At 61.6% G+C, this 23697-nt stretch carries 27 protein-coding genes and 1 pseudogene; 22 read left to right on the forward strand and 6 right to left on the reverse strand.

Going from position 1 to position 23697, the window contains the following annotated elements; genetic code table 11:
• Nucleotides 1–72: 72 nt before the first annotated feature.
• Together FGL65_RS05270 and FGL65_RS05275 are read right to left on the reverse strand one after the other, a co-directional pair.
• Entirely contained in the window at nucleotides 73–1386 is a 1314-nt protein-coding gene (locus FGL65_RS05270) for a sensor histidine kinase (RefSeq protein ID WP_147820006.1), read from the reverse strand.
• Entirely contained in the window at nucleotides 1383–2081 is a 699-nt protein-coding gene (locus FGL65_RS05275) for a response regulator (protein ID WP_147820007.1), read from the reverse strand. Before FGL65_RS05275 ends, FGL65_RS05270 begins: the two co-directional genes overlap by 4 nt.
• 170 nt (nucleotides 2082–2251) lie before the next feature.
• Here FGL65_RS05275 and FGL65_RS05280 point away from each other — a divergent pair, with 170 nt between their 5' ends.
• Nucleotides 2252–2650, forward strand: coding sequence for a hypothetical protein (locus FGL65_RS05280; RefSeq protein WP_147820008.1), 399 nt, complete (start codon nucleotides 2252–2254; stop codon nucleotides 2648–2650).
• On the opposite strand, the gene FGL65_RS05285 is transcribed toward FGL65_RS05280, so the two are convergent.
• The 3 genes from FGL65_RS05285 to FGL65_RS05295 form a co-directional block, all read right to left on the reverse strand.
• On the reverse strand, nucleotides 2651–3883 hold the full coding sequence (locus FGL65_RS05285) for an NYN domain-containing protein (protein WP_147820009.1): 1233 nt from the start codon (nucleotides 3881–3883) through the stop codon (nucleotides 2651–2653).
• Between the two features lie 90 nt (nucleotides 3884–3973).
• Entirely contained in the window at nucleotides 3974–4159 is a 186-nt protein-coding gene (locus tag FGL65_RS05290; protein ID WP_147820010.1) for a hypothetical protein, read from the reverse strand.
• 11 nt (nucleotides 4160–4170) lie between these two features.
• Nucleotides 4171–4635: a hypothetical protein gene (locus tag FGL65_RS05295; protein WP_147820011.1), complete on the reverse strand. Its 465-nt coding sequence runs from the start codon at nucleotides 4633–4635 to the stop codon at nucleotides 4171–4173.
• A 284-nt stretch (nucleotides 4636–4919) separates the two neighbouring features.
• On the opposite strand from FGL65_RS05295, the gene FGL65_RS18185 reads away from it, so the two are divergent.
• Together FGL65_RS18185 and FGL65_RS05300 are read left to right on the forward strand one after the other, a co-directional pair.
• Entirely contained in the window at nucleotides 4920–5087 is a 168-nt protein-coding gene (locus FGL65_RS18185) for a hypothetical protein (protein ID WP_187170547.1), read from the forward strand.
• A 7-nt stretch (nucleotides 5088–5094) separates the two neighbouring features.
• The gene (locus tag FGL65_RS05300; protein ID WP_147820012.1) at nucleotides 5095–5841 is read left to right on the forward strand and encodes a ubiquinone/menaquinone biosynthesis methyltransferase; all 747 of its coding nucleotides are present in this window, start codon (nucleotides 5095–5097) and stop codon (nucleotides 5839–5841) included.
• Here the strand turns inward: FGL65_RS05300 and FGL65_RS05305 are convergent.
• Nucleotides 5838–6044, reverse strand: a complete 207-nt coding sequence (locus tag FGL65_RS05305) for a DUF2065 domain-containing protein (protein WP_147820013.1) — start codon at nucleotides 6042–6044, stop codon at nucleotides 5838–5840. The genes FGL65_RS05300 and FGL65_RS05305 overlap by 4 nt on opposite strands.
• 76 nt (nucleotides 6045–6120) lie before the next feature.
• Between FGL65_RS05305 and FGL65_RS05310 the strand changes: the two genes are divergently transcribed.
• From FGL65_RS05310 to FGL65_RS05395, 19 genes and pseudogenes are all read left to right on the forward strand, one after another.
• Entirely contained in the window at nucleotides 6121–7434 is a 1314-nt protein-coding gene (locus tag FGL65_RS05310) for a nucleotide sugar dehydrogenase (protein WP_147822678.1), read from the forward strand.
• 12 nt (nucleotides 7435–7446) lie between these two features.
• On the forward strand, nucleotides 7447–8142 hold the full coding sequence (mqnB, locus tag FGL65_RS05315; protein ID WP_147820014.1) for a futalosine hydrolase: 696 nt from the start codon (nucleotides 7447–7449) through the stop codon (nucleotides 8140–8142).
• 1 nt (nucleotide 8143) lies between these two features.
• Entirely contained in the window at nucleotides 8144–9112 is a 969-nt protein-coding gene (locus FGL65_RS05320; protein ID WP_147820015.1) for a polyprenyl synthetase family protein, read from the forward strand.
• Nucleotides 9113–9175: 63 nt separating this feature from the next.
• Nucleotides 9176–12163, forward strand: a complete 2988-nt coding sequence (locus FGL65_RS05325; RefSeq protein WP_147820016.1) for an AIR synthase-related protein — start codon at nucleotides 9176–9178, stop codon at nucleotides 12161–12163.
• 161 nt (nucleotides 12164–12324) lie between these two features.
• A complete protein-coding gene (locus tag FGL65_RS05330; RefSeq protein WP_147820017.1) occupies nucleotides 12325–12810 on the forward strand; it encodes a cytochrome c family protein in 486 nt (161 codons plus the stop codon).
• A gap of 9 nt (nucleotides 12811–12819) precedes the next feature.
• On the forward strand, nucleotides 12820–14835 hold the full coding sequence (locus FGL65_RS05335; RefSeq protein ID WP_147820018.1) for a methyl-accepting chemotaxis protein: 2016 nt from the start codon (nucleotides 12820–12822) through the stop codon (nucleotides 14833–14835).
• A gap of 160 nt (nucleotides 14836–14995) precedes the next feature.
• The gene (locus FGL65_RS05340; RefSeq protein ID WP_147820019.1) at nucleotides 14996–15394 is read left to right on the forward strand and encodes a Fur family transcriptional regulator; all 399 of its coding nucleotides are present in this window, start codon (nucleotides 14996–14998) and stop codon (nucleotides 15392–15394) included.
• A 106-nt stretch (nucleotides 15395–15500) separates the two neighbouring features.
• The gene (gene rbr, locus FGL65_RS05345) at nucleotides 15501–16073 is read left to right on the forward strand and encodes a rubrerythrin (protein ID WP_147820020.1); all 573 of its coding nucleotides are present in this window, start codon (nucleotides 15501–15503) and stop codon (nucleotides 16071–16073) included.
• Nucleotides 16074–16097: 24 nt separating this feature from the next.
• Nucleotides 16098–16487, forward strand: coding sequence for a desulfoferrodoxin (locus FGL65_RS05350; protein WP_147820021.1), 390 nt, complete (start codon nucleotides 16098–16100; stop codon nucleotides 16485–16487).
• Between the two features lie 63 nt (nucleotides 16488–16550).
• Nucleotides 16551–16766, forward strand: a pseudogene (locus FGL65_RS18630) (rubredoxin); the annotation flags it as partial.
• Between the two features lie 60 nt (nucleotides 16767–16826).
• Complete coding sequence (gene rd, locus FGL65_RS18455) at nucleotides 16827–16988, forward strand: rubredoxin (RefSeq protein WP_250645618.1); 162 nt, start codon at nucleotides 16827–16829, stop codon at nucleotides 16986–16988.
• Between the two features lie 127 nt (nucleotides 16989–17115).
• Complete coding sequence (locus tag FGL65_RS05360) at nucleotides 17116–18318, forward strand: FprA family A-type flavoprotein (protein WP_147820023.1); 1203 nt, start codon at nucleotides 17116–17118, stop codon at nucleotides 18316–18318.
• A 149-nt stretch (nucleotides 18319–18467) separates the two neighbouring features.
• Nucleotides 18468–19082, forward strand: a complete 615-nt coding sequence (locus FGL65_RS05365; RefSeq protein ID WP_147820024.1) for an HD domain-containing protein — start codon at nucleotides 18468–18470, stop codon at nucleotides 19080–19082.
• 204 nt (nucleotides 19083–19286) lie between these two features.
• Nucleotides 19287–20090, forward strand: coding sequence for an MlaE family ABC transporter permease (locus tag FGL65_RS05370; protein WP_147820025.1), 804 nt, complete (start codon nucleotides 19287–19289; stop codon nucleotides 20088–20090).
• A 10-nt stretch (nucleotides 20091–20100) separates the two neighbouring features.
• Nucleotides 20101–20928: an ABC transporter ATP-binding protein gene (locus FGL65_RS05375; protein ID WP_147820026.1), complete on the forward strand. Its 828-nt coding sequence runs from the start codon at nucleotides 20101–20103 to the stop codon at nucleotides 20926–20928.
• Between the two features lie 29 nt (nucleotides 20929–20957).
• Complete coding sequence (mlaD, locus tag FGL65_RS05380) at nucleotides 20958–21404, forward strand: outer membrane lipid asymmetry maintenance protein MlaD (RefSeq protein WP_147820027.1); 447 nt, start codon at nucleotides 20958–20960, stop codon at nucleotides 21402–21404.
• 15 nt (nucleotides 21405–21419) lie between these two features.
• Entirely contained in the window at nucleotides 21420–22055 is a 636-nt protein-coding gene (locus tag FGL65_RS05385; RefSeq protein ID WP_147820028.1) for an MlaC/ttg2D family ABC transporter substrate-binding protein, read from the forward strand.
• 27 nt (nucleotides 22056–22082) lie between these two features.
• The gene (locus tag FGL65_RS05390) at nucleotides 22083–22877 is read left to right on the forward strand and encodes an MlaA family lipoprotein (protein WP_147820029.1); all 795 of its coding nucleotides are present in this window, start codon (nucleotides 22083–22085) and stop codon (nucleotides 22875–22877) included.
• A gap of 8 nt (nucleotides 22878–22885) precedes the next feature.
• Complete coding sequence (locus FGL65_RS05395; protein WP_147820030.1) at nucleotides 22886–23368, forward strand: metallophosphoesterase family protein; 483 nt, start codon at nucleotides 22886–22888, stop codon at nucleotides 23366–23368.
• The last annotated feature ends 329 nt before the right edge of the window (nucleotides 23369–23697 follow it).

Here is a 23697-nt window from a genome sequence, read left to right on the forward strand (position 1 = left end):
TACGGAACAACCAAAGGCCCCTGCCGCATTGTGCGGCAGGGGCCTTTTCTTTCTTCAGGCTCGTCCGAGGCCCTATACCTTGGGCAGCACCACCCGCAGCATGAACCCCTGGGGCGTGTTTTGGGCCTTCACCGTGCCGCCGTGGTGCTCGACTATGCGTTTGACCAAAGCCAGGCCGAGGCCCGTGCCGGGCGCGGTCTCGCCCGGGCCGCGGCGGAACGGCTCGAAAATGGTTTCCAGGTCCTTGTCCGAGAGCGGGCGTGCCGTGGAGTTGATCACCTCCAGGACACACCGGTCCGGCTCGTCGATGCCCCGGAAGGTGATGCGGCCGTTCTGGGGCGTGAACTTCACGGCGTTGCCCACTATGTTGTCCAGCATCCAGGCCATGGATTCCTCCTCCACCTCCAGGTAGTAGTCCTCCTGCGAATCCACGTGCAGTTCGATGTTCTTGGCGGCCATGAGATGGCCGTAGGATTCCAGAATGGAGGCAAAGAGCTGGGCCAGGTTGACCGGGTAGCGCTCCTCGGGGCGCAGGGAAACCTTGGAGAGCTGGAGGATGCGGCCGATGAGCCGGTCCATAGCCTCGATCTCCCGCTCCATGTCGTCCAGGTTCTTGACCAGCCGTTCATTGTCCGTGCCCGAGAGCTTTTCCGAGAGCATCTGCTGGATGACCCTCAGCCGTGCCAGGGGGCTGCGCAATTCGTGGGAAACGTTGGCTGTCAGCTCCCGGCCGCTTTCGATCATGCCCTCGATGTTGTCGGCCATGGCGTTGTAGGTGTCGGCCAGCACCGAAATCTCTCCCTTGCCGCAGCATATCTTGGTCGCCCGCGCCGAAAGGTCGCCCTCGGCGAAGCGGGCCATGACCTCGCGCAGCCGGTGCAGGGGGCGGGTGATGTGCCGCGCGATGGGCCAGGAGAGCAGGGCGATGGTCAGGATGACCGCCACCAGCCCGGTGAAGAAGAGCCGTTCCCCTTCCTTGTGCACGAAGTCGTCGAAGATGAAGGACATGGTGCCCGGGGTGCCGTCCCGCAGGGTGACCGGGACATAGCCCTCGTCATCCCAGTCCCCGGCCTCCTCGAGGTCGGGAAGCGGGCCGTCGAAGCTCTTGAACCGGACTCCCCCGTGTATGTCCGTGATCCATATCTTGCCCTGGATGCCGATGGCGATCTTGTGGAAGACCTTGACCACCTCGGGGTCGTTCAGGGGTGGGAGCCGGCCATGGTCGTCGGCCATGATGAAGGAGATGACGTCGGCCACGGGCCGGTCGTGTTCTGTCTTCATTTTCCGGGAAACCACGGTGAAGGTCATGGCCACCACGAAGGTGAGCAGGACCAGCATGATCATGACCGAGAAGAAGAACTTGATGTACAGGCGGTTGATTCTCATGCGCTCCCCACGAACTTGTAGCCCGAACCCCAGACCGTGCGGATGCGCTTCTCGTGGCCCTCGTATTCCTTGAGCAGGCCGCGCAGCTTGCTCACGTGCACGTCGATGGTTCGGTCATAGGCCTCGTAATCGCGGCCCCAGGCCAGGTTCATGAGTTTTTCGCGGGAGAGCACCACGTCCGGGTGGCGCATGAATACGGACATGAGGTTGAATTCGGCCGAGGAAAGTTCGTGTTCGTCGCCGTTCACCAGGAGCATCTGGCGCGGGGTGTCCAGGGTCAGGCCGCCCGCCTGGAGCTGGGTGGCCCCGTCGAATTCCGAGGCCGTGGGGGCAACGGTCCTGCGCAGGACCGCCCGGATGCGGGCCAGCAGTTCGCGGGGGTTGAAGGGCTTGGGAATGTAGTCGTCCGCGCCGAGCTCCAGGCCCACGATGCGGTCCGAATCCTCGCCCTTGGCCGTGAGCATGATCACCGGCACGCGGGAAACGCCTCTGATCTCGCGCAGGACTTCGAAGCCGTCCATGCGGGGCATCATCACGTCCAGGAGCACAATGTCCGGACGCTTGGCCGCTACCGTGCTTGCGGCCGTGGTTCCGTCCGGAAGCTCCAGGATGGTGTGGCCGTATTCCTCAAAATATTCCCTCAGGATTTCCCTGAGCTTCACATCGTCGTCAACAATGAGAATCGTCTCGTTCATGTTCTCCTCCCCGAAATCCCCTATAGGCCCTTTCGGTCAAAAAAACAGGGCCATTCAGGAGGTTTTACACTTGTTTACACTTTTTAGCCTTCGGGCAAAACCCTGGGGATGTTTCCGGGCTATAAGGATATCAGGAGAATTGTTCCTGCTGTGAATATATTGATAATATCATGAGAAGAAAGAAGAACAGACTTACATATCTGCTGCTGTGCGCGGTGCTGCTGGTGTCGCTGGCGGGCATCTGCCTGGCCCATGTGGACGGCAAATCCCTCTCGGACGGGCGCGTTGCGGTGGTCCTGGACGATGCGGTCCCCGGGAATTCCTTTCCCTTGTCCAGCGTCGAAGCCCCAAGAACGGAAAAGCCTTCGGACCTGGGGGTGCTGAACGCCTGGCGCGGCCTGCTGAAGCAGTTGTGCGAGGAGGACGGCGAAGCGGAGGCCTCGCTGGTGGAACGCGTCCACCAGAATGATTTTTCCGGAAACGCTTCCGACCAGGAAGACGAGATGGATGAACGGAAAGGCCGCCCCGAAACCCGGCGCGCGGCCTCCCCGTTGCTCAGGCTCAATTGATCAGGCCCGCCCGTTGCTTGTGGGCAGCAGCCAGGTGAAGAGCTTCTGGATGCGGTCGTCGTCCAGGTTGAGCTGGGCGGCGACGCAGAGGTTCTTGACATTCTGCACAAAGGCCTTGGCCAGTTCCAGGGCCGTATCGCTTCCGTCCTTTCGATAGACATACCCGGACCGGCCGATGCCGATGAGCACGAAGTTGACGTGCTGGCGCGAGACCGGGATGTCCTTTTCCACCAGATTGTCGCGCACGGTCTTGGATGTGGCCGTGAGCTGGAAACCGTGCTCCGAGACCTCCCGGGAAATCTCATCGAAAAGTGCCTTGTAGTGGCTGGGCAGCAGGAGCGGCACGTCCGTGACCTGATGCACCAGCTTGGCGAACTGGAACAGTTCCGGATGGCTCAGCTCGAAGTCGGTGTTGGGCGAGGTCTCCTTGGGGGGCTCGTGCTTGGCCGGGTCGAAGACGTAGCCGGGGATGACCGAGGATATGAGCAGGTCGCCCAGGTCCAGGGCATAGAGGAAATCCCGGAATTTCTCGGCCCCGAACCAGGAGTCGCAGGGCAGGCAGCGGGTGAAGCGCTGGCGGATCTTGGCCGCAAGGGTGGCCATGACCACGGGCGAACCCGAGCCGCGCACCGTGTCGACGATGAAGTCCCTCACCTGGTCCTTGAGGGTCTGCACCGAGGCGATATCCTGCATGGCCGCCGGGATTTCGGCGTAGTCCAGGGCCTCCTCGATGAACTGGTCCTCGCTGAGGAGCATGGAGCATGCGGCCTTGTAGGCCGGGGAGGTGGGGCCCACGGGCAGCACCGTGGTCATGCGCGCGTTTTCCCGCAGCTTGATGAGCACGGGCGTGAAGTCCGCATCCCCGGAAAAGATGATGAACTCGTCGTAGTGGATGTCCCGGTTCAGGGTGTCCAGAATGTCCAGCACCATGTGGATGTCGGCGCTGGTCTTGCCCTGCTTGGTCAGGGGCGGACAGTCGGTGACGCCGAAGGCCGAGGTTATGAAGTGGGGCCGGAAATCATGGAAGCTCTGGGGGTTGAGATAACACTTGCGGATCAGGATGGATCGTTTGCGGTCTTCGGCGCCCTCGGGCATGGCGTATTTGCACAGCCAGGAGAGCCAGCGCTGGGGCTGGGTGGCGAATTTCTCGGCCAGATCCGGGTCCTGATCGTAGAGCCTGATGTATATGTTGTCGAAATCAATGAATAATGCGCTTTTAATGGGAGTGTCCATAGTCCTTCTCTTGGGTGACGTTTGAGGACTATTGGTAGCTTCTATGGGTCGTTGAGTCAACCACTTGCGCGGATTTACAGGGGTAAGATGCTACTTTTTTTCGTTTTTTCCTTCGGGCTGTTTCATTCCCGCATCGAATCCGTCCAGCACGGCCGACACCGTGTCCAGCAGGCTTTCGGGAATGGTTCCCTCCGTGTCCAGGGACTTTTCGGCCAGGGAGGGGTCGGCCCCCTGTTCCGCGAGCAGCCTTTTGACCGCCTTGAGGTGCTTTTCCATGGCGCTTCCCGCTATTCCAGGGAAAGGACCGGGTACCCGGCAAAGTCCCATTCGGGGCCGGGAGGCGTCCTTTCCACCATGAGGGTTTCCCGCAGGACCTTGCCCACGGGCGAGGCGTGTTTTTCCGCATAGACGTGCCAGACCCCGCCGCCCTTGGTGCGCCCCACCAGGTCCAGGCTTTCGCCCTGGCCCTCCGGCGAGATGGTCAGCAGGGTGACCTTGCGCTCCAGGTAGTTGTCCTTCTGGGCGGTCTTGAGCACGAAGGCGGAGTACTGGTAGCCGGTGAGGGGGTTTTCCCACTTCACGCTCTGGCGGTCGGCGGATTTGTGCAGGGTCTGGGCCACCTTTTCCGCGTCGATCCAGTCCATGTACGTGGCCGTATGGGAATCCGCGAACAGGTCCGCGGGCTTGATCTTTTTGCAGGCCGTCACCAGGAGCGGCAGGCAGAGGAACAGGATAAGTGCGCTTTTTTTCATGTATAACCTCGAAAGAAGCATTGGCGCGCCCTTGCCGTGCCTGGCTTTCTTGCCGGGAAGCCATGGCCGGATGCGCTCCCCCTTGTTCCAGTTTCGGGCGCGGTTCGTCAAGGCCGGGCTTTCACAACCAACTCGACTTCCGCCCCGGCCCGTGATAATGACCGCCGAAAAATGGAGAGGGCTTACCGGTTCTTTCCTTTTCCCGCCCGGACACCTTTACCGTCGTTGGTCGAGGCCATTTCCCGCCGGGCGGGTTTTTGCACACAATCAGCGGGAGCATATCCATGGAAAAGTATCAGAAGCAGGCCATGCAGGTGGCCAAGGAAGTGGTCATCAAGTTCATCGAGGTGGGCCGCATTTCCCCCGCCAACTTCGGCGAGCACTTCAACACCATATACACCGACGTCCTCAAGACCGTTTCCGAACCGGAAGCGGAGCAAGGCGAGGAATAACCGGCCCATGACCGACCAGGACGGAAAATCCGTCGAAATATCCGGCGCGCACCGCGAGCACGGCCGCCAGGTGGTGGACATGTTCAGCCGCATCGCGGGCTGGTACGATTTTCTCAATCATTTCCTGAGCGCGGGCCAGGACATCTACTGGCGCTACCGCCTGGCGCGGGCCGCGAACCCGGCCCCGGACGGCACGGTGCTCGACCTGGCCGCGGGCACCATGGACGTTTCCGTGGAACTGCTGCGCCAGTACCCCGGCATCCGGGTGGCCGCTCTGGACTACACCTACGAGATGCTGGCCCAGGGCAGGAAGCGCAAGCTGCGCCACGGGCGTGAGAACGTCATCTTTCCGGTGCGGGCAGACGGCCGGGCCCTGCCCATGCCCGACGCAAGCGTGGACGCGGTCACCATCGCCTTCGGCATCCGCAACATCCTGCCGCGCGAGGCGGCCTACAAGGAGGTCCTCCGGGTGCTCAAGCCGGGAGGGCGTTTCTGCATTCTGGAGTTCGGCACGGGCAGCCGCCGGGTCTGGAAGGGGGTGTACAATTTCTATCTGGACAGGCTGCTTCCGCTCATCGGCAAGATCGTCTCGGGCGATTCCGGGGCCTACCGCTATCTGGCCGACACCATCCGGTCCTTTCCGGACGAGCGCAGCCTGGCCGCCGAGATGGTGGACGCGGGCTTCGAAAGGGTTTACCACGTGCCCATGATGTCGGGCATTGTGTATCTCCATGTCGGCGAGAAGGCGGGCTAGCCGGCCGCGGAGCGTGCGAACGACACCACGAGGATGCCGAGGATGATGGAGGTCAGCCCCAGGATGCGCAGGTGGCGCTTGGGCTGGGCCGCCAGGGTCAGGAGCACCTTGGGCATGCGTTCTGCGAACAGAAAATAGGGGATGCCCTCGAAGACGAAGGCCAGCCCCAGGGCGCTGAGAAAGAGTGTCCAGTCGATATTCATGCTATTTTTCTAAACCGGGCAAAGCCTTATTGTCCACCAGTGATATCGCAAAACCATTGGAGTCATGAATATGAGTATGGTCCGTTTTGAAGACCTGAAAAGAAAAAAAGACAGCATCGCCGTTTTGGGGCTGGGCTATGTGGGGCTTCCCCTGGCCGTGTCCCTGGGCCGCTACTTTCATGTGCTGGGCGTGGATATTTCCCAGCAGCGCGTGGACGAGCTCTCCAAGGGCTTCGACCGCACCGGAGAAGTGGATTTCAGCGCGGTCAGCGACGTGGACCTGGAGTTCACGGCCGACGTTTCCCGCCTCAAGGAGGCCCGCTGCATCATCGTGGCCGTGCCCACGCCCATCGATGAATACCGCTCCCCGGACCTGCGTCCGGTTGTGGGAGCCAGCACCACCGTGGGCAGGCACATGGCCAAGGGCAGCGTGGTGGTCTACGAATCCACGGTCTACCCGGGGCTGACCGAGGAAATCTGCGTTCCCCTGCTGGAAAAGGAATCCGGCCTCACCTGCGGCAAGGATTTCAAGGTGGGCTATTCGCCCGAGCGCATCAACCCGGGCGACAAGGAACACCGGCTGGAAACCATCGTCAAGGTGGTGGCCGGCATGGACGAGGAAAGCGCCGAGCTGCTCGACCAGGTCTATTCCTCCATCATCCGGGCCGGGACGCACCGCGCCCGCGACATCCGCACGGCCGAGGCCGCCAAGGTCATCGAGAACACCCAGCGCGACCTGAACATCGCGCTCATGAACGAACTGGCCGTGATTTTCGACCGCATGGGCATCGACACCATGGACGTGCTCGAGGCCGCGGGAACCAAATGGAACTTCCTGCCCTTCAGGCCGGGCCTGGTGGGCGGCCACTGCATCGGCGTGGACCCCTACTACCTGACCTTCAAGGCCGAGGCCATGGGCCTGCATCCCAAGGTCATCCTGGCCGGGCGCGAGATCAACGACGGCATGGGTAAGTTCATCGCCGAGGCCACGGTCAAGCGCATGATCAGGGACGGCGCGGTCATCAAGGGCGCGCGCGTGGGCATCCTGGGCTTCACCTTCAAGGATAACGTGCCCGACCTGCGCAACACCCGCGTGGTGGACGTGGTGGCCGAGCTCAAGGACTATGGCGTGGACGTCATCGTCACCGATCCCCTGGCCGACTTCGAGGAGGCCCAGGAGGAATACGGCATGCACCTGCGGCCCCTGGAGGACCTGCGCGATCTGGATGCGCTGATCCTGACCGTGGCCCACGACGCCTACCGCTCCATTCCGCTTTCCGAGATCAAGACCTGGTTCCGCAAGCCGGAGAAGGCCACGATCATCGACGTGAAATGCTTCTTCGACCGCGAAGAGCTGGAAAAGGAAAACGTCGCCTGCTGGCGGCTGTAACGGGAAAACCCCATGCTCGCTTTCGTCACCGCCACCGCCAAGGAGATGCGCGCGGCCCTTTCCGGGCTGGGGGCGCCCGTGGTGGAGCAGGGCGGCATGGTCTCCTGGAAGTACATGGGCCGGGACTGGCTGCTGTGCGTCAGCGGCGTCGGTCTCGTCAATGCCGGGATCATGACCGGCCGCATCCTGGAGCGGGGCGCTCGCGGCGTGCTCAATGCGGGCGTGGCCGGCACCTTTGCCCCGGACGCCGCGCCCATGGGCTCGGCCTGGCTGGCGGATGTCGAGGTCTGGCCCGAGTACGGGCTGCAACGCGAGGACGGTTCCATTGATCCGCGCGGCATCGGCTTTCCCCTGGGCCAATCCGGAGGCGAGCCCGTGTTCGACCGGGTGGGCCTGGATCCGCGCGCTGCGGCCGCCGCCATGGACCTGTCCGGGGCCCAAGGGATCCCCGAGGCCGCCTTCCTGAGCGTCAGCGCGGTGACCGGCACGGGCAAGCGCGCGCAGAAGCTGAGGAAAGTGTTTGACGTGCGGCTGGAGAACATGGAAGGGTTTGCCTTTGCACTCGGCTGCGCCCAGGCGGGTGCGCCGTTCCTCGAACTGCGCACCGTGTCCAATGTGGTGGGTTCGAGGAGCAAGGAGGACTGGAATCTTGAGGGGGCGCTGACCGCGTTGGGGGATGCCTGTTCCCGAGTACTACAAGCGAGCTGACATGACAGAATTGCTGCAATATTTCGAAAGGGAGCTGCCGGGCGTCAACGCCTTTCTGGTGGACGAGGCCGCCAGGCTGAACGGCCTGGTGCGCGAGGTGGCCCTGCATATCCTCAAATCCGGGGGCAAGCGCATCCGGCCCATGCTGACCATTCTCATGGCCCGGGCCCAGGGCTACGCCAAGGACGACTTCCTGCCCATGGCCTGCGCCCTGGAACTGCTGCACTCCGCCACCCTGCTGCACGACGACTACCTGGACGACGCGGACATGCGCCGCGGCAGCAAGGCCTCCCATCTGGTTTTCGGCCGCACCGAGACCATCCTGGCGGGCGACGCGCTGTTGGCCCTGGCCAATGAAATGGGCGCGCGCTACGGCAAGGCTCGGCTTTCGGCCCTGCTGGCCAAGGGCACCATGGAGACCGCCGTGGGCGAGATCGAGGAGATCCAGTTTTCCAAGAATCCGGCCCTGGACAGGGACGTGTACATGGATATCATTATCGGCAAGACCGCCCGGCTCATCGAGACGGCCTGCCGCTGCGGCGTGGCCATGGCCACGGATTCCACCGAGGCGGAGGACGCCGCCGGGGAATACGGCCTGAACCTGGGCATCGCCTTCCAGCTGGTGGACGACGCCCTGGACTACGCCTCCCCCACCACCGAAACCGGCAAGCCCGAAGGGGGAGACCTCAAGGAGGGCAAGGTGACCCTGCCCCTCATCCTGCTCATGGAGGATGCGGACGAGGCCGCCAACGAGGAACTGCTGGACGCGCTCCGGGAAAAACGGCTTACCCCGGACCAGTGTGTTTCCATCGTGGAGCAGGTGGTGGACGGCGGATACGCCGACAGGACGCGGCAGGAGGCCGCGGCATACGTGGAGCGGGCCAAGCAGGCCCTGGCGGGCTTCCCGGACTGTCGGGAAGTGACCGTGCTCAAACAGGCAGCCGACTACGTGCTGACCAGGACAAAGTAAACAAGGCCGATCGGGAAACCGATCGGCCTTTTCAGTTAATAAGGACGCTAAGGAGCGAAGACAATGCTGTTTCGTGTTGAAGTTGGTTTGAAGGCGCACGTGCGCGACGTTTTGGGCGAGCGGGTGGTCCGCAAGATCGAGAACGAACTGCACCTGGCCGTGGACGGGATCCGCATCATCAACGTCTATACACTGGAAGGCCTCACTCGGGAACAGGTGGACCTGGCCCTGGAGCGGGCCGCCCTGCACGACCCCGTGCTGCACGAGGTCTCGCTTGCGCCCCTGGCCCGGGACTTCGACTGGGCCCTGGAGGTGGGCTTCCGCCCCGGCGTCACCGACAACGCGGGCCGCACCGCCCGCGAGACCCTGGGCGTGGTGCTGGGCATCCCCACCGGCGGCGTCAGGGTCTACACCTCCAACCAGTATCTCATCTCCGGCGCGCTGGACGAGGCCACAGTGGAGCATGTCGCCAAGGACCTGCTGGCCAACGAGCTGATCCAGCGCTTCGAATACAAGTCCGCCGCCGAGTGGAAGGCGCAGTCCGGCTTCGAGGCCAAGGCCGCCGAAGTCACGGGACGGGCCAGCGACGAGGTGGCCGTCATCAATCTTTCGGCCATGAGCGACGCGGAGATGATGGATTTCTCCCGGGCCAACACCCTGGCCCTGTCCCTCAAGGAACTGCACACCATCCGCGACTACTATGCGCGGCCTGAGGTGAAGGAGGAGCGCGCCGCCCTGGGGCTGCCCGCCGACCCCACGGACGCGGAGGTCGAGGTGCTGGCCCAGACCTGGTCCGAGCACTGCAAGCACAAGATCTTCAGCTCGCAGATCACCTATGCCAACAAGGACACGGGCAAGATTTCCTCGGTGGACAGTCTGTACAAGACCTATATCCAGAACAGCACCAAGGCCATCCGTCAGCGCAACGCCGAGTCCGGCAAGTACGGCGACTACTGCCTGTCCGTGTTCAAGGACAATGCCGGGGTCATCGACTTTTCCGAGGACCTCAACGTCTGCGTGAAGATGGAGACCCACAACAGCCCGTCCGCCCTGGACCCCTACGGCGGGGCCCTCACCGGCATCGTGGGTGTGAACCGCGACCCCATGGGGACCGGCATGGGCGCCAACCTGCTGTGCAACACCGACGTTTTCTGCTTTGCCTCGCCGTACCATGAGGGCGAGCTGCCGCCCCGGCTGCTGCACCCGCGCCGCGTGTTCGAAGGCGTGCGCGAGGGCGTGGAGCATGGCGGCAACAAGTCCGGCATCCCCACGGTGAACGGCTCCATCGTCTTTGACGAGCGCTACCTGGGCAAGCCCTTGGTCTACTGCGGCACCATCGGCTCCATGCCCAAGACCGTGGCCGGACGCCCCAGCCATGAGAAAAAGGCCCGGGACGGCGACATCATCGTCATGTCCGGCGGCCGCATCGGCAAGGACGGCATCCACGGCGCCACCTTTTCGTCTGAAGAACTGCACGAGGGCTCCCCGGCCACTGCCGTGCAGATCGGCGACCCCATCACCCAGCGCAAGATGTACGACTTTCTCATGCGCGCCCGCGACCGGGGCCTGTATAACGCCATCACAGACAACGGCGCGGGCGGCCTGTCCTCGTCCGTGGGCGAGATGGCCGAGGACTCGGGCGGGTTCGACATGGATCTGGCCAAGGCCCCGCTCAAGTACGACGGCCTGCGCCCGTGGGAGATCCTCATTTCCGAGGCCCAGGAACGCATGACCATGGCCGTTCCCGCGGACAAGCTGGACGAGTTCATGGCCCTTTCCAGGGAGATGGACGTGGAGTCCACGGCCCTGGGCACCTTCAATTCCAAGGGCAGGTACCTGGTTCGCTACAACGACAAGATCGTCACCTGCCTGGACATGGAGTTCCTGCACGGCGGCGTTCCCCAGATGGAACTGGAGGCCGTGTGGGAGCGCCCGGTCATCGAGCAGGGCGGGACGCCGGACGTGGCCGACCACGGGGCGCTGCTGCACGACATGCTCGGCCGCCTGAACATCTGCTCCAAGGAATACGTGGTGCGCCAGTACGATCACGAGGTGCAGGGCCGCAGTGTGGTCAAGCCCATGGTCGGGAAAAAGAGCGACGGCCCGTCCAACGCGGGCGTGCTGCGCCCGGACCTGGCCTCGGAGCGCGGCCTGGTGGTTTCCCACGGCATCTGCCCCAAGTATTCGGACATCGACACCTACTGGATGATGGCCAACGCCATTGACGAGGGCATCCGCAACGCCGTGGCCGTGGGCGCGGACCCGGACTACATGGCCGGCGTGGACAACTTCTGCTGGTGCGACCCGGTCCAGTCCGAGTCCACCCCGGACGGCCGCTACAAGCTGGCCCAGCTCGTGCGCGCCAACGAGGCCCTGTCCCACTACTGCCTGGGCTTCGGCGTTCCCTGCGTCTCGGGCAAGGACTCCATGAAAAACGACTACAAGGGCGGCGGCCACAAGATTTCCATTCCGCCCACCGTGCTCTTCTCGGTCATCGGCGTGGTGCCCGACGTGAACAAGTGCACCACCTCGGACTTCAAGCGTCCCGGCGAGCTGGTCTACGTGCTCGGCCTGACCCGGCCCGAGCTGGGCGGTTCCGAGGTCTCCTCGCAGCTCGGTTTTTCCAGCGCGGAGGTGCCCCAGGTGGACCTGCTCTCGGCCAAGGCCCGCTACGCCTCGGTGTTCGCGGCCCTGCAGCGGGGGCTCATCACGGCCTGCCACGACCTTTCCGACGGCGGCCTGGCCTGCGCCGCAGCCGAAATGTGCATCGGCGGACGCCTGGGCGCGGCAATCGATCTGGACCGGGTGCCCACCTGCGGCGGCATGAACCTGACCGGGCTGCTGTACAGTGAGTCGGCCAGCCGGTTCCTGGTCACGGTGCCCCAGGCCCAAAAGGGCGAATTCGAGGCCCTGTTCGCGGGTCAGAAATTCGCCGGAATCGGACAGGTGGTCGCCGAAGAGGAACTGACCATGACCAGAGCCGGAAAGACGGTGGTGCAGGCGGGCGTGGAGGGCCTGGCAAAGGCCTTCAAGGCCACCCTGGACTGGTAGCTTTCCGCAACATTTCAGCCCCCCTGAAGAAGGGAATTGTTACGGGATAGGCCCTTTACTCAATGTGGAAAAACCGCTATACGGGTGGGAAGGGTGAGATTCTGTAAGGTTCTAATTTTTCAATGATTCCGGGCGTGATGCGCGGAGAGGGAGCTGGCAAAATGGGAGATACCAACCGGTGGAGGGCGGGCTGTCTCGCGTGTGCGGCGGCAGCCCTGCTTTGGGTCTGTTTCCAGGCGTCGGCGGGGGTGGCCGGTTCGGACAGGTACGTGGGGTCCGAGGCGTGCGCCGACTGTCATGAAACCCAGTACGAAAACTACAAGAAATTCTCCAAGAAGGCGCATTCCAGCAAGTCGGTCAAGATGATGGCCGGGGACCTGACGCCTTCGGAACTCAAGGAATGTTATGCCTGCCATGTGACCGGCTACGGGAAGCCGGGCGGGTTCGTCTCCTTTGAGGAGACCCCGGCCATGGCCGACGCCGGATGCGAGGTCTGCCACGGTCCCGGGTACGACCATATCGAGGCCGACGGGGACCCCGAGCTCATCAAGGGCAGTCTGGAGATTTCCGACTGTGAATCCTGCCACAACGCCGAGCGCGTGTCCGCGTTCGACTACAAGCCGCTACTCTACGGCGGCGCGCACTAGGAGGCGGGCATGGATTTCATTCGCAAGTCGCTGGGAGTCAAGGTTATCCTGCTTTCCTCGCTGCTCACCATAGTGGCTTTCGCAGGGCTGTTCATCTATAATTCCTATACCAATTACGACCACGCGCTGCATGAGGTGGAATCCGCCTCGTCCCGCGTGGCCGACATGCTGTACATGGCCATCGAGGACCCCATGAGCATCGGGGACAACGAAGGCACGGAGCTCAAGTTCCTGCAGATGGCCGAGCGCTACCCGGACACCAAGGCCTATCTCGCGGATTACAAGGGCGAGATCACCTATTCCACGGAGGACAAGGCCCTCCGGCAGAGCGTGTTCGACGTTCGCAGGGAGGCGGGACTGCCCGAGATGATCCAGGAAGGGCTCGGGATCTCCATGACCCGGGGCAGGCTCATGGAGATCGATGGGCGGCAGCAGTTCGTGGAGGTCAAATCCATCGAGAACAGCCCGTCCTGCCACCACTGCCACGGCAAGTCCCGGAAGATTCTGGGCGCCATGGTCCTGGCGGTGGACGTCAGCCCGCAGTTCAGCGCCCTCCGGGATAACCAGATCCGGTCCGCGGGCATTTCCGTGCTCGGCGTGGCCGCGCTCCTGGCGGCGCTCATCCTGTTCATGAACCGCAACATCATCAGCCGCATCGCCACCATCACGGCCAGCACCGAAGAGGTCAGCCGGGGCAACCTGGACGCCGAGTTCCACGTCAGGGGCGAGGACGAGCTGGGCAAGCTGGGCAACTACCTGGCCGAGATGGTGGACCAGATCAAGGACCAGCTCCAGTACAACCGGTCCGTGCTTTCCGGCATTATCGTGCCGCTGTTCGTCACGGACGAGCTCGAGCGTTTCACCTACCTGAACGAGCCCCTGGAGGCCATTCTGGGCAGGAGCGTCGCCGAGGTGGAGGGCCGGACGGTCACCGAGGTCTTCGATTGCCTGGAGGGCGAGGAGTCCTGCGATGCGGCCCACGTGATCCAGAGCGGCAAGACCCTGAGCGGCAACTTCCGCTACACCAACCCGGAGGGCGTCACCTATCCTCTGCATTTCGAGTGCTCACCGCTCCTGGATGCGGACGGCAGGACCGTGGGCGCCATCGGCGTGCTCATCGACCTGACCCGCGAGGAACGGGACAAGGCGGACATCGAGTCCCAGCGCCAGAACCTGCTGGTGGTGGCCAACGAGGTCACCGAGGTGGCCATGGCCCTGAACCGCGCCTCCGAGGAACTCTCGGCCCAGATGGACCAGCTGGCGGGCGGCGTGGACACCACGGCCGACCAGACCAGCCAGGTGGCCACGGCCATGGAGCAGATGAACTCCACGGTGCTGGAGGTGGCCCGCAACGCAGCGGAAACCTCCGACGCCTCGGACACGGCCAACAAGGTGGCCGTGGAGGGCGGGGAAGTGGTGCGCAGGACCGTTTCCGAGATCAATGAAGTGGCCAAGACCACGGAGAGCCTGGCGGCCTCCCTGAGCGACCTTTCGGACCGGGCCCAGGGCATCGGCCAGGTCATCAACGTCATCAACGATATCGCTGACCAGACCAACCTGCTGGCGCTCAACGCGGCCATCGAGGCGGCCCGAGCGGGCGAGGCCGGTCGCGGCTTTGCCGTGGTCGCCGACGAGGTGCGCAAGCTGGCCGAAAAGACCATGAGCGCCACCAAGGAGGTGGAGGAGGCCATCTATCTCATCCAGCAGAGCACCAGCGAGGTGGTGGGCGAGATGGACGGCACCAAGGAACGGGTGGTCAATGCCTCGGAAATGGCCCAGGGCTCGGGTGAGGTCCTGAGCAAGATCGTCAAGGAGGCGGGCACCATCGCCACCATGGTTTCCGGCATAGCCGCCGCGGCCGAGGAGCAGTCCGCCACCAGTGATCAGATCAACTCCAGCGTGACCCAGATCAACGATCTCTCGCAGGAGGTGCTGGGCGGAATTCAGGAATCCAATCGGGGGATCCAGGAGGTGGCCGAGATGTCGCAGAAGCTCGCCACTCTGGTGGAGAAATTCAAGAACTAGCCCGGTAGTTGCGTTTTTCCCCGAAACACTGTTACCAACCAAAAGGTCGTGGCTGTTTGCGGTCGCGGCCTTTTTGTTCAAGATATCGCGGATTCTTCTTGACGAAGGAAAGAATCTTTCTTAGGAATAATTATCGTTAACGAAAATATGGGGAAGTGCCATGTCCAATGAAATGGGTTTCAGATTATCCAAACAACGTAAGGTCATCCTCGAGGAATTGAGGAAGGTGACCAGCCATCCGACAGCCGACGAGGTCTACGACATGGTGCGCGAGATCATACCGCGCATCAGCCTTGGGACCGTGTACCGCAACCTGGAGTTTCTCAGCAGCCAGGGGTTGGTGCTCAAGCTGGGCGGGCCCGGAACCCAGAAGCGTTTTGACGGCAATTCCAGCCCCCATCCGCATATCCGCTGCGCCAAATGCTCCAGGATTGAGGATGTCATGTGCGAGGTAATGGTCCCCGCGCTCCCCGAGGAATATGCCCGGGGATTCGAAATCCACAACTGCAACGTGGAGTTCGTGGGCCTGTGCCCCAAGTGCCAGGGAGAATCCCATTAGCATTTCGCCGTGAGGGGTGACTTTCAAGTTTTCGTTGTGCTATTGCAATTGTTGACCCGGCATTCGCGCCGGGCGGTTCACGCTGAACGACCTCAAGGAGGAATACATGTCCATCAAAGGCACCCGTACCGAACAGAACCTGCTCAAGGCCTTTGCAGGCGAGTCGCAGGCAAGAAACAAGTACAATTATTTCGCGAGTATCGCCAAGAAGGAAGGATACGTCCAGATTTCCGCCATCTTCGAGGAGACCGCCAACCATGAAAAAGAGCACGCCAAGCGGCTGTTCAAGTTCATGGAGGGCGGCGAGGTGGAGATCACCGCTTCCTATCCGGCGGGCGTGCTGGGCAACACGGTCCAGAATCTCAAGGAAGCCGCCGGCGGCGAGCACTACGAATACGAGACCATGTATCCCGAATTCGCCCGCATCGCCCGCGAGGAGGGCTTCAACGAGATTGCGGCCGTGTTCGAGAACATCGCCGTGGCCGAGACCTATCATGAAGAGCGCTATCTTGCCCTGGTCAAGAATATCGAGGCAGGCAAGGTCTTCGTGAAGGACAACGAGATCGTCTGGCGCTGCCGCAACTGTGGCTACAACCACAAGGGCACCACGGCCCCGGAAAAATGTCCCGCCTGCGCGCATCCCCAGGCCCATTTCGAGATCAAGGATACCAACTGGTAAACCTCAGCATACGGAGAAGAGACTATGGCTATCAAACTCGGCGAAGTATACAAATGTGAAGTGTGCGGCAACATTGTCATGGCCATCCACGAAGGCGCTGGCGATCTGGTCTGTTGCGGCCAGGAAATGAAGCTCTTCAAGGAAAACACCGTGGACGCCGCCCAGGAAAAGCACGTGCCGGTCATCGAAAGGAACGGCGACGAAGTCACGGTCAAGGTCGGTTCCGTGGCGCATCCCATGGAAGAAAAACACTACATCGAGTGGATCGAGCTCTGTGTGGGCGACACCTGCCTGTACAAGATGCTCAAGCCGGGCGAGACTCCGGAAGCCACCTTCTGCGTCAAGGGCCTTTCCGGCGCCCTGAAGGCACGCGAATACTGTAATCTGCATGGCCTGTGGGCCGCAGAGGCTTAGGCGAAAAGGAACTGTCGGGGGCTTCTGGCCCCCGTTTCCGGAAAGCAAACAGCGGGAGGAAGCATGGCGGCACCCGAAGACATGTGGCAATGCCAGACAGTCAATTGCGGCTACATCTACAACCCGGACAAGGGCGACCGCAAGGGCAAGATCCCCAAGGGCACCAAGTTCGAGGATCTTCCCGACGACTGGCGCTGCCCGGTTTGCGGCGGAACCAAGAAATGTTTCAGGCCCCTGGTCGGTCCCGGTTCCACCAAGGCGGACTGCGAGCTGCCCACGGTTTCCGGCCCCGGTGAATCCACTCCTGCCGATACGGCAGATAAACAGGAGAAAAATGGTATGGAAAAATATGTTTGCAACATCTGTGGTTACGTGTATGACCCCGCAGTGGGCGACCCCGACAACGGCGTGGAGCCGGGCACCAAATTTGCCGATGTCCCGGACGATTGGACCTGCCCCGTGTGCGGCGCATCCAAGGACGATTTCTCGCCCGAAGTCTAGAACCGGTTCCTTGGAACCCGTATTTTCTTGACGAAGTAAGGATCGCGGTCCACCTTACTGGTGGACCGCGTTTTGTATTTTTTCAACGCCGCGCCCCGCGGCACAAGCGTTATGGCGGAGAGTTTTCATGAAACCCGTTGAATTGAAAAAAGACATCTGGTGGGTCGGTTGCGTGGACTGGAACCGGCGCAACTTCCACGGCTACTCCCTTTCCCCCCTGGGCACCACCTACAACAACTACCTGATCGTGGACGAGAAGGTCACGCTGGTGGATACGGTGGACAAGAGCTTCTGGAGCAGGCTCAAGTGCAACCTGGCCCAGGTGCTGGGCGACCGCAAGATCGACTATTTCGTCATCAACCACCTGGAGCCGGACCATGCCGGCTGCCTGGCCGAGGCCGTTGCATACTACAAGCCCGAGAAGATCTACACCTCTCCCATGGGCGAGAAGGCCATGCAGGCCCATTTCCACTACAAGGACTGGCCCGTCGAGGTGGTGCCCACCGGCACCGAGGTCTCCATAGGCAGGCACACCCTGAATTTCGTGGAAACCCGCATGCTGCACTGGCCCGACAGCATGGCCACCTACGTGCCCGAGGCCAAGCTCATGTTCACCAACGACGCCTTCGGCCAGAACATCGCCAGCAGCGAACGCTTTGCCGACGAGTACGATCGCCACGTGCTGGAACAGAGCATGCGCCACTACTACGCCAACATCGTGCTGCCGTACTCTCCCGTGGTGCTCAAGACCCTGGCGGCCATCGAGGACATGGGCATCGAGATCGACACGGTCTGCCCGGACCACGGCCTGATCTTCCGCGGCGACGACGTGGCCTGGGTCATCGAGAAGTACAAGGAATACGCCGAGCAGAAGCCCAAAAACAAGGCCGTCATCGTCTATGACTCCATGTGGCACTCCACCGAGCACATGGCCGAGGCCGTGGCTGCGGGCCTGGCCGACAAGGGCGTGAGCGTCAAGATCATGTCCGTGAAGGCGGACCACCACAGCACGATCATGACCGAGATCTTCGACGCGGCCGCCGTGGTGGTGGGCTCTCCCACCCACAACAACGGCATCCTGCCGCTCATGGCCGACATGCTCACCTACATGAAGGGCCTGCGCCCCATGAACAAGCTGGGCGCCGCCATCGGCTCCTTCGGCTGGTCCGGGGAATGCGTCAAGATCCTGAACGGCTGGCTGGAAGACATGAAGATGGAAGTGGTCGAGCCCAACCTCAAGGTCAAGCACGTGCCCACCCACGACGACTACCAGCAGTGTTACGACCTGGGCGTGTCCCTGGCCGAACGCATCAAGGAAAAGATCGGCTAGCCCGTTTCCTTCCGAGAGCAGCAGGCGGCCCTGTTCAACAGGGCCGCTTTTTTGTATGGAAGGGCTTCCCCAAGGTTGCAAGCCTTTGGATATATGGATATAGACTCCCTCTCTCTTTCAAGAGGTTCCCGAGCATACAAGGAGAAAACATGAGTGGCGGCAATGGGCGTAACCGGATGACGCGTCTGGCGGACTTTCTTTTCGAGTGCGGCATGCTCCGCAAGACGCCGAGGACCGGCTACCAATTCCTGGGTTCCGGATCGGAAAACGTGGCCGAGCATTCGTTCCGCACCGCAGTCATCGGCCATGTGCTGGCCAAGATGGCCGGGGCCGATCCCGCCCGCACCACCTACATGTGCCTGTTTCACGACCTGCACGAGGCCCGCACCGGCGACTTCAACTACGTGAACCGCATCTACAACGGCTCGGAACGCACCGAAGCCGTGAAGCATGCGGTGGCAGGCACCGGCCTGGAAGAGGACATGCTCGGCTACTGGAAGGAGCTGGAGGAAACCGAGACCCTGGAGGCCCGGCTGGCCCAGGATGCGGATCAGCTCGACTTCATTCTCAACCTCAAGGAAGAGGCGGACATGGGCAACCGGTACGCCGTGGAATGGCTGGAGATCGCCCTGCAGCGCGTGCGCACCGAGTGGGGCAGGGAGCTGGCCGAGACCATTGCGGAAACCGACCACAAGGAATGGTGGTTTTTGGCCCGGGACGAGGCATGGTGGACCCGCAAGAACGGCGGCCACAAAAAAGAATAATTGGGCTAATTGTAAAAATATGTTGGATTAGCCAAGCATATATCTATACCACTTGCCGTTTTCCGTCACATTTTGTAAGGACGGGTTGGTTCGGGGCGATGGATATATTCCGCGCCTTCGGCAAGCAAATGTCATTGAGTCACGTCCGGCTGGGGAGCATTGGAAAGGGCGCGGCTGGTTCCCATATTTCTGGGGAAGGGTCATATGTCGCATGAAGCCCGGGGTCTGGCGGCCCCGTTCAACACACTTGGCAGGTTCAGCCTGCATGTGCTCGGAGAAATGGGCGCTCTGTTCATTTTCTTTCTGGATGCCCTCCGGCTCGTCTTTGCGGGCTGGGGCCAGTTTGCCAAGACCGTCAGGCAAATCTACTTCATCGGGGTCCAGTCCATCAGCGTCATCGCCCTGATCGGCCTGTTCACGGGCATGGTCATGGGCATGCAGCTCTATTTCGCCCTTTCCGTGTTCGGCGCGGACGGCTTCCTGGGAACGGGCGTGGCCCTGTCCATGGTTCGCGAGCTTGCGCCGGTGCTGACGGCCATCATGCTCACGGGGCGCGCCGGTTCGGCCATGACCGCGGAAATCGGGGTCATGCGCATTTCCGAGCAGATTGACGCCCTGACCATCATGGACATCAACCCCATGCGCTATCTGGTGGCCCCCAAGATGGCGGCCAGCATCATCAGCTTCCCCATCCTGACCGCGTTCTTCAATCTCATCGCCATCGGCGGCGGCTGGCTCACCGGGGTCAAGCTCCTGGGCGCCAACGCGGGCGTGTACTGGTACAGGGTCAACGCGGCCCTGAGCTGGGACGACATCGAGGGCGGCTTCCTCAAGGCCCTGGTCTTCGGCGCGCTGGTCTGCACCATCTGCTGCTACGAGGGATATTTCACTCATACCCGCGGCCACGCAGGTCCGGAAGGCGTCAGCCAGTCCACCACCAATGCGGTGGTCAAGTCCTGCGTCATCATCCTCATGGCCGACTACATCCTGACATCCCTGCTCTGGTAAGGACGAAGCAATGACCACGGCACCTGGCATACAACTCAAGAATCTCAGCGTGGGCTACGGGGGAAAAACCGTGGTCGGCGACATGAATATAGAGATCCCCGGCGGCAAGCTGACCATGGTGGTCGGCGGTTCCGGCTGCGGCAAATCCACCCTGCTCAAGCACATCCTCCGTCTGCACGCGCCCATCGCGGGCAGCATCGGCATCGGCGGCCATGACGTGTTTTCCCTGTCCGGCAAGGCCTTCCGATGTCTGCGCCAGCGCATGGGCGTCCTGTTTCAGGACGGCGCCCTGCTCGGGTCCCTGCGCCTGCTGGACAACGTGGCCCTGCCCCTGCGCGAGCACACGCGGCTCAGCGAGGCGGAGATCAGGGACATCGTGCGGCACAAGCTGGAGCTGGTGGGGCTGGGGCACGCCCTGGACCTGTATCCCAACGAACTTTCCGGGGGCATGCGCAAGCGCGCTGGCCTGGCCCGCGCCCTGGTCATGGACCCCCAGGTGCTGTTCTGCGACGAACCCACTTCCGGCCTGGACCCGGTCATGTCCGCCGAACTGGACCAGCTGCTCCTGGAGATGATGGGCCATTTCGACATGACCATGGTGGTGGTGACCCACGACCTGGCCAGCATGCGCGCCATCGCCGACTACGTGGTGGTGCTGGGGGACGGGCGCTGCCTGTTCCAGGGCACGGTGGAAGAGCTGGAGACCCAGCAGGATCCCTATCTGCGCAGGTTCCTGGACCGCATGGCCGAAGACCGCGACACCCCGCGCCTGACCATGCCGCCCATGGACCGCACCAAAATGAAACTCAACTGCACCAGACTTCTGGGTGAGGAATAGGCTCCAACAACGTGGAAGAGCGAGGCATCATGACTAAGTACAACAAGCAGACCGCTGTGGGCATTTTCGTTTTTCTGGGCATCGTCGCCGTGTCCTACATGAGCATCAAGCTCGGCAACGTGACCCTGTTTTCCGACGATTACTACAATGTAAAGGCGGATTTCACCAATGTGGCCGGGCTCAAAGTCAATGCCCCGGTGCAGATATACGGCGTCGAGGTCGGTTTCGTGGAGAGCATCACCCTGAACCAGAAGGACGGCACCGCTCATCTGGAGCTGATGATCCACAAGGGGATCCAGTTGACAGATGATGCCATTGCTTCTATCAAGACCAGCGGACTTATCGGTGATAAGTACGTCAGCATTTCGCCCGGCGGCGTCGGGGACCCCGTGGGAGACGGGGGTGTTCTCTTCGATACCCAGCCGGCCATCGACCTTGAAGACCTGATCAGCAAGTTCGCGATCGGGTCCGTTTAGGAGTGGAGAATACAAGTGAAAAAAGCATATTATTCCGGAATTGCGGCTTTGCTGCTCTGTTGCTTTTTGGCGGCAGCGGTCCCGGCTGCGGCGGACATGTCGCCCACCGAGACCATCCAGGAGGCCGTGGATAGAATCATTGTGGTGCTCAAGGACCCCAAGGTCAACACCAAGGACGGCAAGAGCAATGTCATCCATGTCCTGAGCGACATGGCGGACGACTATTTTGCCTTTGACGAACTGACCATGCGTTCGGTGGGCAAGCCCTGGCTCGCAATGAGCGAGGAGCAGCGCGCCGAGTTCATAAAGTCCTTCCGCAGGCTGCTTGAACTTACCTACCTGCAGAAGATCCGTCAGTACGATGACGAGAAAGTCGAGTACAAAAGGGAGCTTGTAAAGGGTGACAAGGCCATGGTCTTGACGAATGTCCTTGCCAAGGATAGTGTATACTCCGTTAATTATAAGCTCATTAAGCGCGAGGGCCGCTGGTATGTCTATGACATCATCGGCGAGAACATCAGTCTGGTGAAGAACTACCGCCAGCAGTTCAACGAGATTCTGCATGATGGTTCGGTGCAGGATCTTATTGAAAAGATAAAAGAAAAAGTTGCCAAGCTCGAGGCGTCCAAGGACGAGCCCGAGCAGCAATAGGGCACATTACCCCACGGGGAGAAGGATATGCGTAGCGAATTCTGGTATGCGGTGCTGGTGACGGTCCTGCTCTTGTTTGCGCTTCCGGCCATGGCCGGTCAGGACGGCGACACCACGGTGGAGGGCGTCCAGATTGCCCAGTTCGACGACGACGAGATCTGGGACGATTCCGGGCAGATCATCACCGAGAAGCTCGACCGGGAAGACGCCCAGGTCAGCGATCCGCTCAAGGGCTGGAACTACTTCTGGTTCACCTTCAACGACGCCATGTATCGCGGGGTTCTGGAACCTGTTGCACAGGGCTACGCTTTCATCATTCCCGAACGTCCCCGCGGCTGGGTCAGGAATTTCTTCACCAACCTCATGTACCCGGTTCGCTTTGTGGGCTGCGTCATGCAGGGCAAGTTCGATTCCGCGGGCATGGAAACCTCCAAGTTCATCATCAACTCCACCATCGGTCTCGGCGGCCTGGCCGACCTGACCGAGGGGCGCAAGACCGTGCGGCCCATCGCCACCGGAGAGGAAGACATGGGGCAGTCCTTTGGCCGCTGGGGCATCGGCAACGGTCCCTACCTGGTCTGGCCCTTCCTGGGGCCCAGCACCCTGCGTGACTCCGTGGGGTCCGTGGGCGATTACTTCCTGACCCCCACCAGCTACCTGAATCCCTGGTACTGGTCCGTGGCCGCCAAGTCCTACGACCGCATCAACCGGTTGACCTTCGAGTTCGGGCGCTACGAATCCCTGACCGACAGCTCGGTGGATCCCTACGCCGCCGTGCGCGACGCCTACATCAAGCTGCGCGCCAAGAAGGTCCGGGAATAACCGGCCGCATGAAGATCGCGGTCATCTCAGACACCCATTTCACGAATTGTCCCGCCGGACTCGAGTCGGTCTACAAGACCTGGCTTGAGCCGGCGGATTTCTTGTTGCATTGCGGCGACATCACTTCCTTTGACTGCTGGAGCTTCCTCCTGCAGCATCCCAACTTCCATGCGGCCCGGGGCAATTGCGACTGGGATCCGCAGCTGGTGGACATGGTTGAGCCCATGGTCACCCTGGACCTGGGCGGGCTGACCGTGGGGCTGACCCATGGCTGGGGACCGCGTCCCCAGGTGCCGCTTCAGGTGGCCCGGGCCTTTGGGCCGGAATACGACCTGGTCTGTTACGGGCACACCCACCAGCGCGACTGGTCCGTGGTGGAGGGGGTGCGCCTGTGCAACCCCGGCAGCCTCGGCGAATCCGGTTCCCTGGCCGTGATCACGGTGCAGGAGAACGGCGACATGGACTGTTCTTTCCATTCCGTGGACTTCTGATTTTTCTTGAACAGTAGATATGACGGGTTGAGCCGGAATCAGCCTACAAATGTTAGGATGTTTTTCAAAAACACCTAACATTGTTTTGTTACGCGCGATTTGCGGTTCGAAATTACATTGATGTTAAAAGGTTGGCTGTTCGCTGAAAATTATGGGCTGTTTTTGTCAAAAAAAGGCTGTTTGGTGAATATGTCTCGGGCAAAGATTGGGGATTGAACAAAAAACGATCTCGTTTTTTTCGTTTTAACCAGTTAATTTGTAGAAAACGGTTGACGAAACATTGAAATGGCGCAATGAGGGTTGGAAAGTGTTTGGGCGGCCGGGCCGCA

This window comes from Salidesulfovibrio onnuriiensis (assembly GCF_008001235.1).
Classification (GTDB): domain Bacteria; phylum Desulfobacterota; class Desulfovibrionia; order Desulfovibrionales; family Desulfovibrionaceae; genus Pseudodesulfovibrio; species Pseudodesulfovibrio onnuriiensis.

What these genes read in the sequence shown, in the direction of transcription:
- FGL65_RS05390 (WP_147820029.1), top strand. Translation starts at nt 22,083, where the DNA reads ATGCGTAGCGAATTCTGGTATGCGGTGCTGGTGACGGTCCTGCTCTTG.
- FGL65_RS05365 (WP_147820024.1), top strand. Translation starts at nt 18,468, where the DNA reads ATGAGTGGCGGCAATGGGCGTAACCGGATGACGCGTCTGGCGGACTTT.
- FGL65_RS05335 (WP_147820018.1), top strand. Translation starts at nt 12,820, where the DNA reads ATGGATTTCATTCGCAAGTCGCTGGGAGTCAAGGTTATCCTGCTTTCC.
- FGL65_RS05330 (WP_147820017.1), top strand. Translation starts at nt 12,325, where the DNA reads ATGGGAGATACCAACCGGTGGAGGGCGGGCTGTCTCGCGTGTGCGGCG.
- FGL65_RS05305 (WP_147820013.1), bottom strand. Translation starts at nt 6,044, where the DNA reads ATGAATATCGACTGGACACTCTTTCTCAGCGCCCTGGGGCTGGCCTTC.
- FGL65_RS05375 (WP_147820026.1), top strand. Translation starts at nt 20,101, where the DNA reads ATGACCACGGCACCTGGCATACAACTCAAGAATCTCAGCGTGGGCTAC.
- FGL65_RS05360 (WP_147820023.1), top strand. Translation starts at nt 17,116, where the DNA reads ATGAAACCCGTTGAATTGAAAAAAGACATCTGGTGGGTCGGTTGCGTG.
- FGL65_RS05285 (WP_147820009.1), bottom strand. Translation starts at nt 3,883, where the DNA reads ATGGACACTCCCATTAAAAGCGCATTATTCATTGATTTCGACAACATA.
- mqnB (WP_147820014.1), top strand. Translation starts at nt 7,447, where the DNA reads ATGCTCGCTTTCGTCACCGCCACCGCCAAGGAGATGCGCGCGGCCCTT.
- FGL65_RS05325 (WP_147820016.1), top strand. Translation starts at nt 9,176, where the DNA reads ATGCTGTTTCGTGTTGAAGTTGGTTTGAAGGCGCACGTGCGCGACGTT.
- FGL65_RS05350 (WP_147820021.1), top strand. Translation starts at nt 16,098, where the DNA reads ATGGCTATCAAACTCGGCGAAGTATACAAATGTGAAGTGTGCGGCAAC.
- FGL65_RS05320 (WP_147820015.1), top strand. Translation starts at nt 8,144, where the DNA reads ATGACAGAATTGCTGCAATATTTCGAAAGGGAGCTGCCGGGCGTCAAC.
- FGL65_RS05395 (WP_147820030.1), top strand. Translation starts at nt 22,886, where the DNA reads ATGAAGATCGCGGTCATCTCAGACACCCATTTCACGAATTGTCCCGCC.
- FGL65_RS05290 (WP_147820010.1), bottom strand. Translation starts at nt 4,159, where the DNA reads ATGGAAAAGCACCTCAAGGCGGTCAAAAGGCTGCTCGCGGAACAGGGG.
- FGL65_RS05295 (WP_147820011.1), bottom strand. Translation starts at nt 4,635, where the DNA reads ATGAAAAAAAGCGCACTTATCCTGTTCCTCTGCCTGCCGCTCCTGGTG.
- rd (WP_250645618.1), top strand. Translation starts at nt 16,827, where the DNA reads ATGGAAAAATATGTTTGCAACATCTGTGGTTACGTGTATGACCCCGCA.
- FGL65_RS05280 (WP_147820008.1), top strand. Translation starts at nt 2,252, where the DNA reads ATGAGAAGAAAGAAGAACAGACTTACATATCTGCTGCTGTGCGCGGTG.
- FGL65_RS18185 (WP_187170547.1), top strand. Translation starts at nt 4,920, where the DNA reads ATGGAAAAGTATCAGAAGCAGGCCATGCAGGTGGCCAAGGAAGTGGTC.
- FGL65_RS05310 (WP_147822678.1), top strand. Translation starts at nt 6,121, where the DNA reads ATGGTCCGTTTTGAAGACCTGAAAAGAAAAAAAGACAGCATCGCCGTT.
- FGL65_RS05370 (WP_147820025.1), top strand. Translation starts at nt 19,287, where the DNA reads ATGTCGCATGAAGCCCGGGGTCTGGCGGCCCCGTTCAACACACTTGGC.
- rbr (WP_147820020.1), top strand. Translation starts at nt 15,501, where the DNA reads ATGTCCATCAAAGGCACCCGTACCGAACAGAACCTGCTCAAGGCCTTT.
- FGL65_RS05275 (WP_147820007.1), bottom strand. Translation starts at nt 2,081, where the DNA reads ATGAACGAGACGATTCTCATTGTTGACGACGATGTGAAGCTCAGGGAA.
- mlaD (WP_147820027.1), top strand. Translation starts at nt 20,958, where the DNA reads ATGACTAAGTACAACAAGCAGACCGCTGTGGGCATTTTCGTTTTTCTG.
- FGL65_RS05300 (WP_147820012.1), top strand. Translation starts at nt 5,095, where the DNA reads ATGACCGACCAGGACGGAAAATCCGTCGAAATATCCGGCGCGCACCGC.
- FGL65_RS05340 (WP_147820019.1), top strand. Translation starts at nt 14,996, where the DNA reads ATGTCCAATGAAATGGGTTTCAGATTATCCAAACAACGTAAGGTCATC.
- FGL65_RS05270 (WP_147820006.1), bottom strand. Translation starts at nt 1,386, where the DNA reads ATGAGAATCAACCGCCTGTACATCAAGTTCTTCTTCTCGGTCATGATC.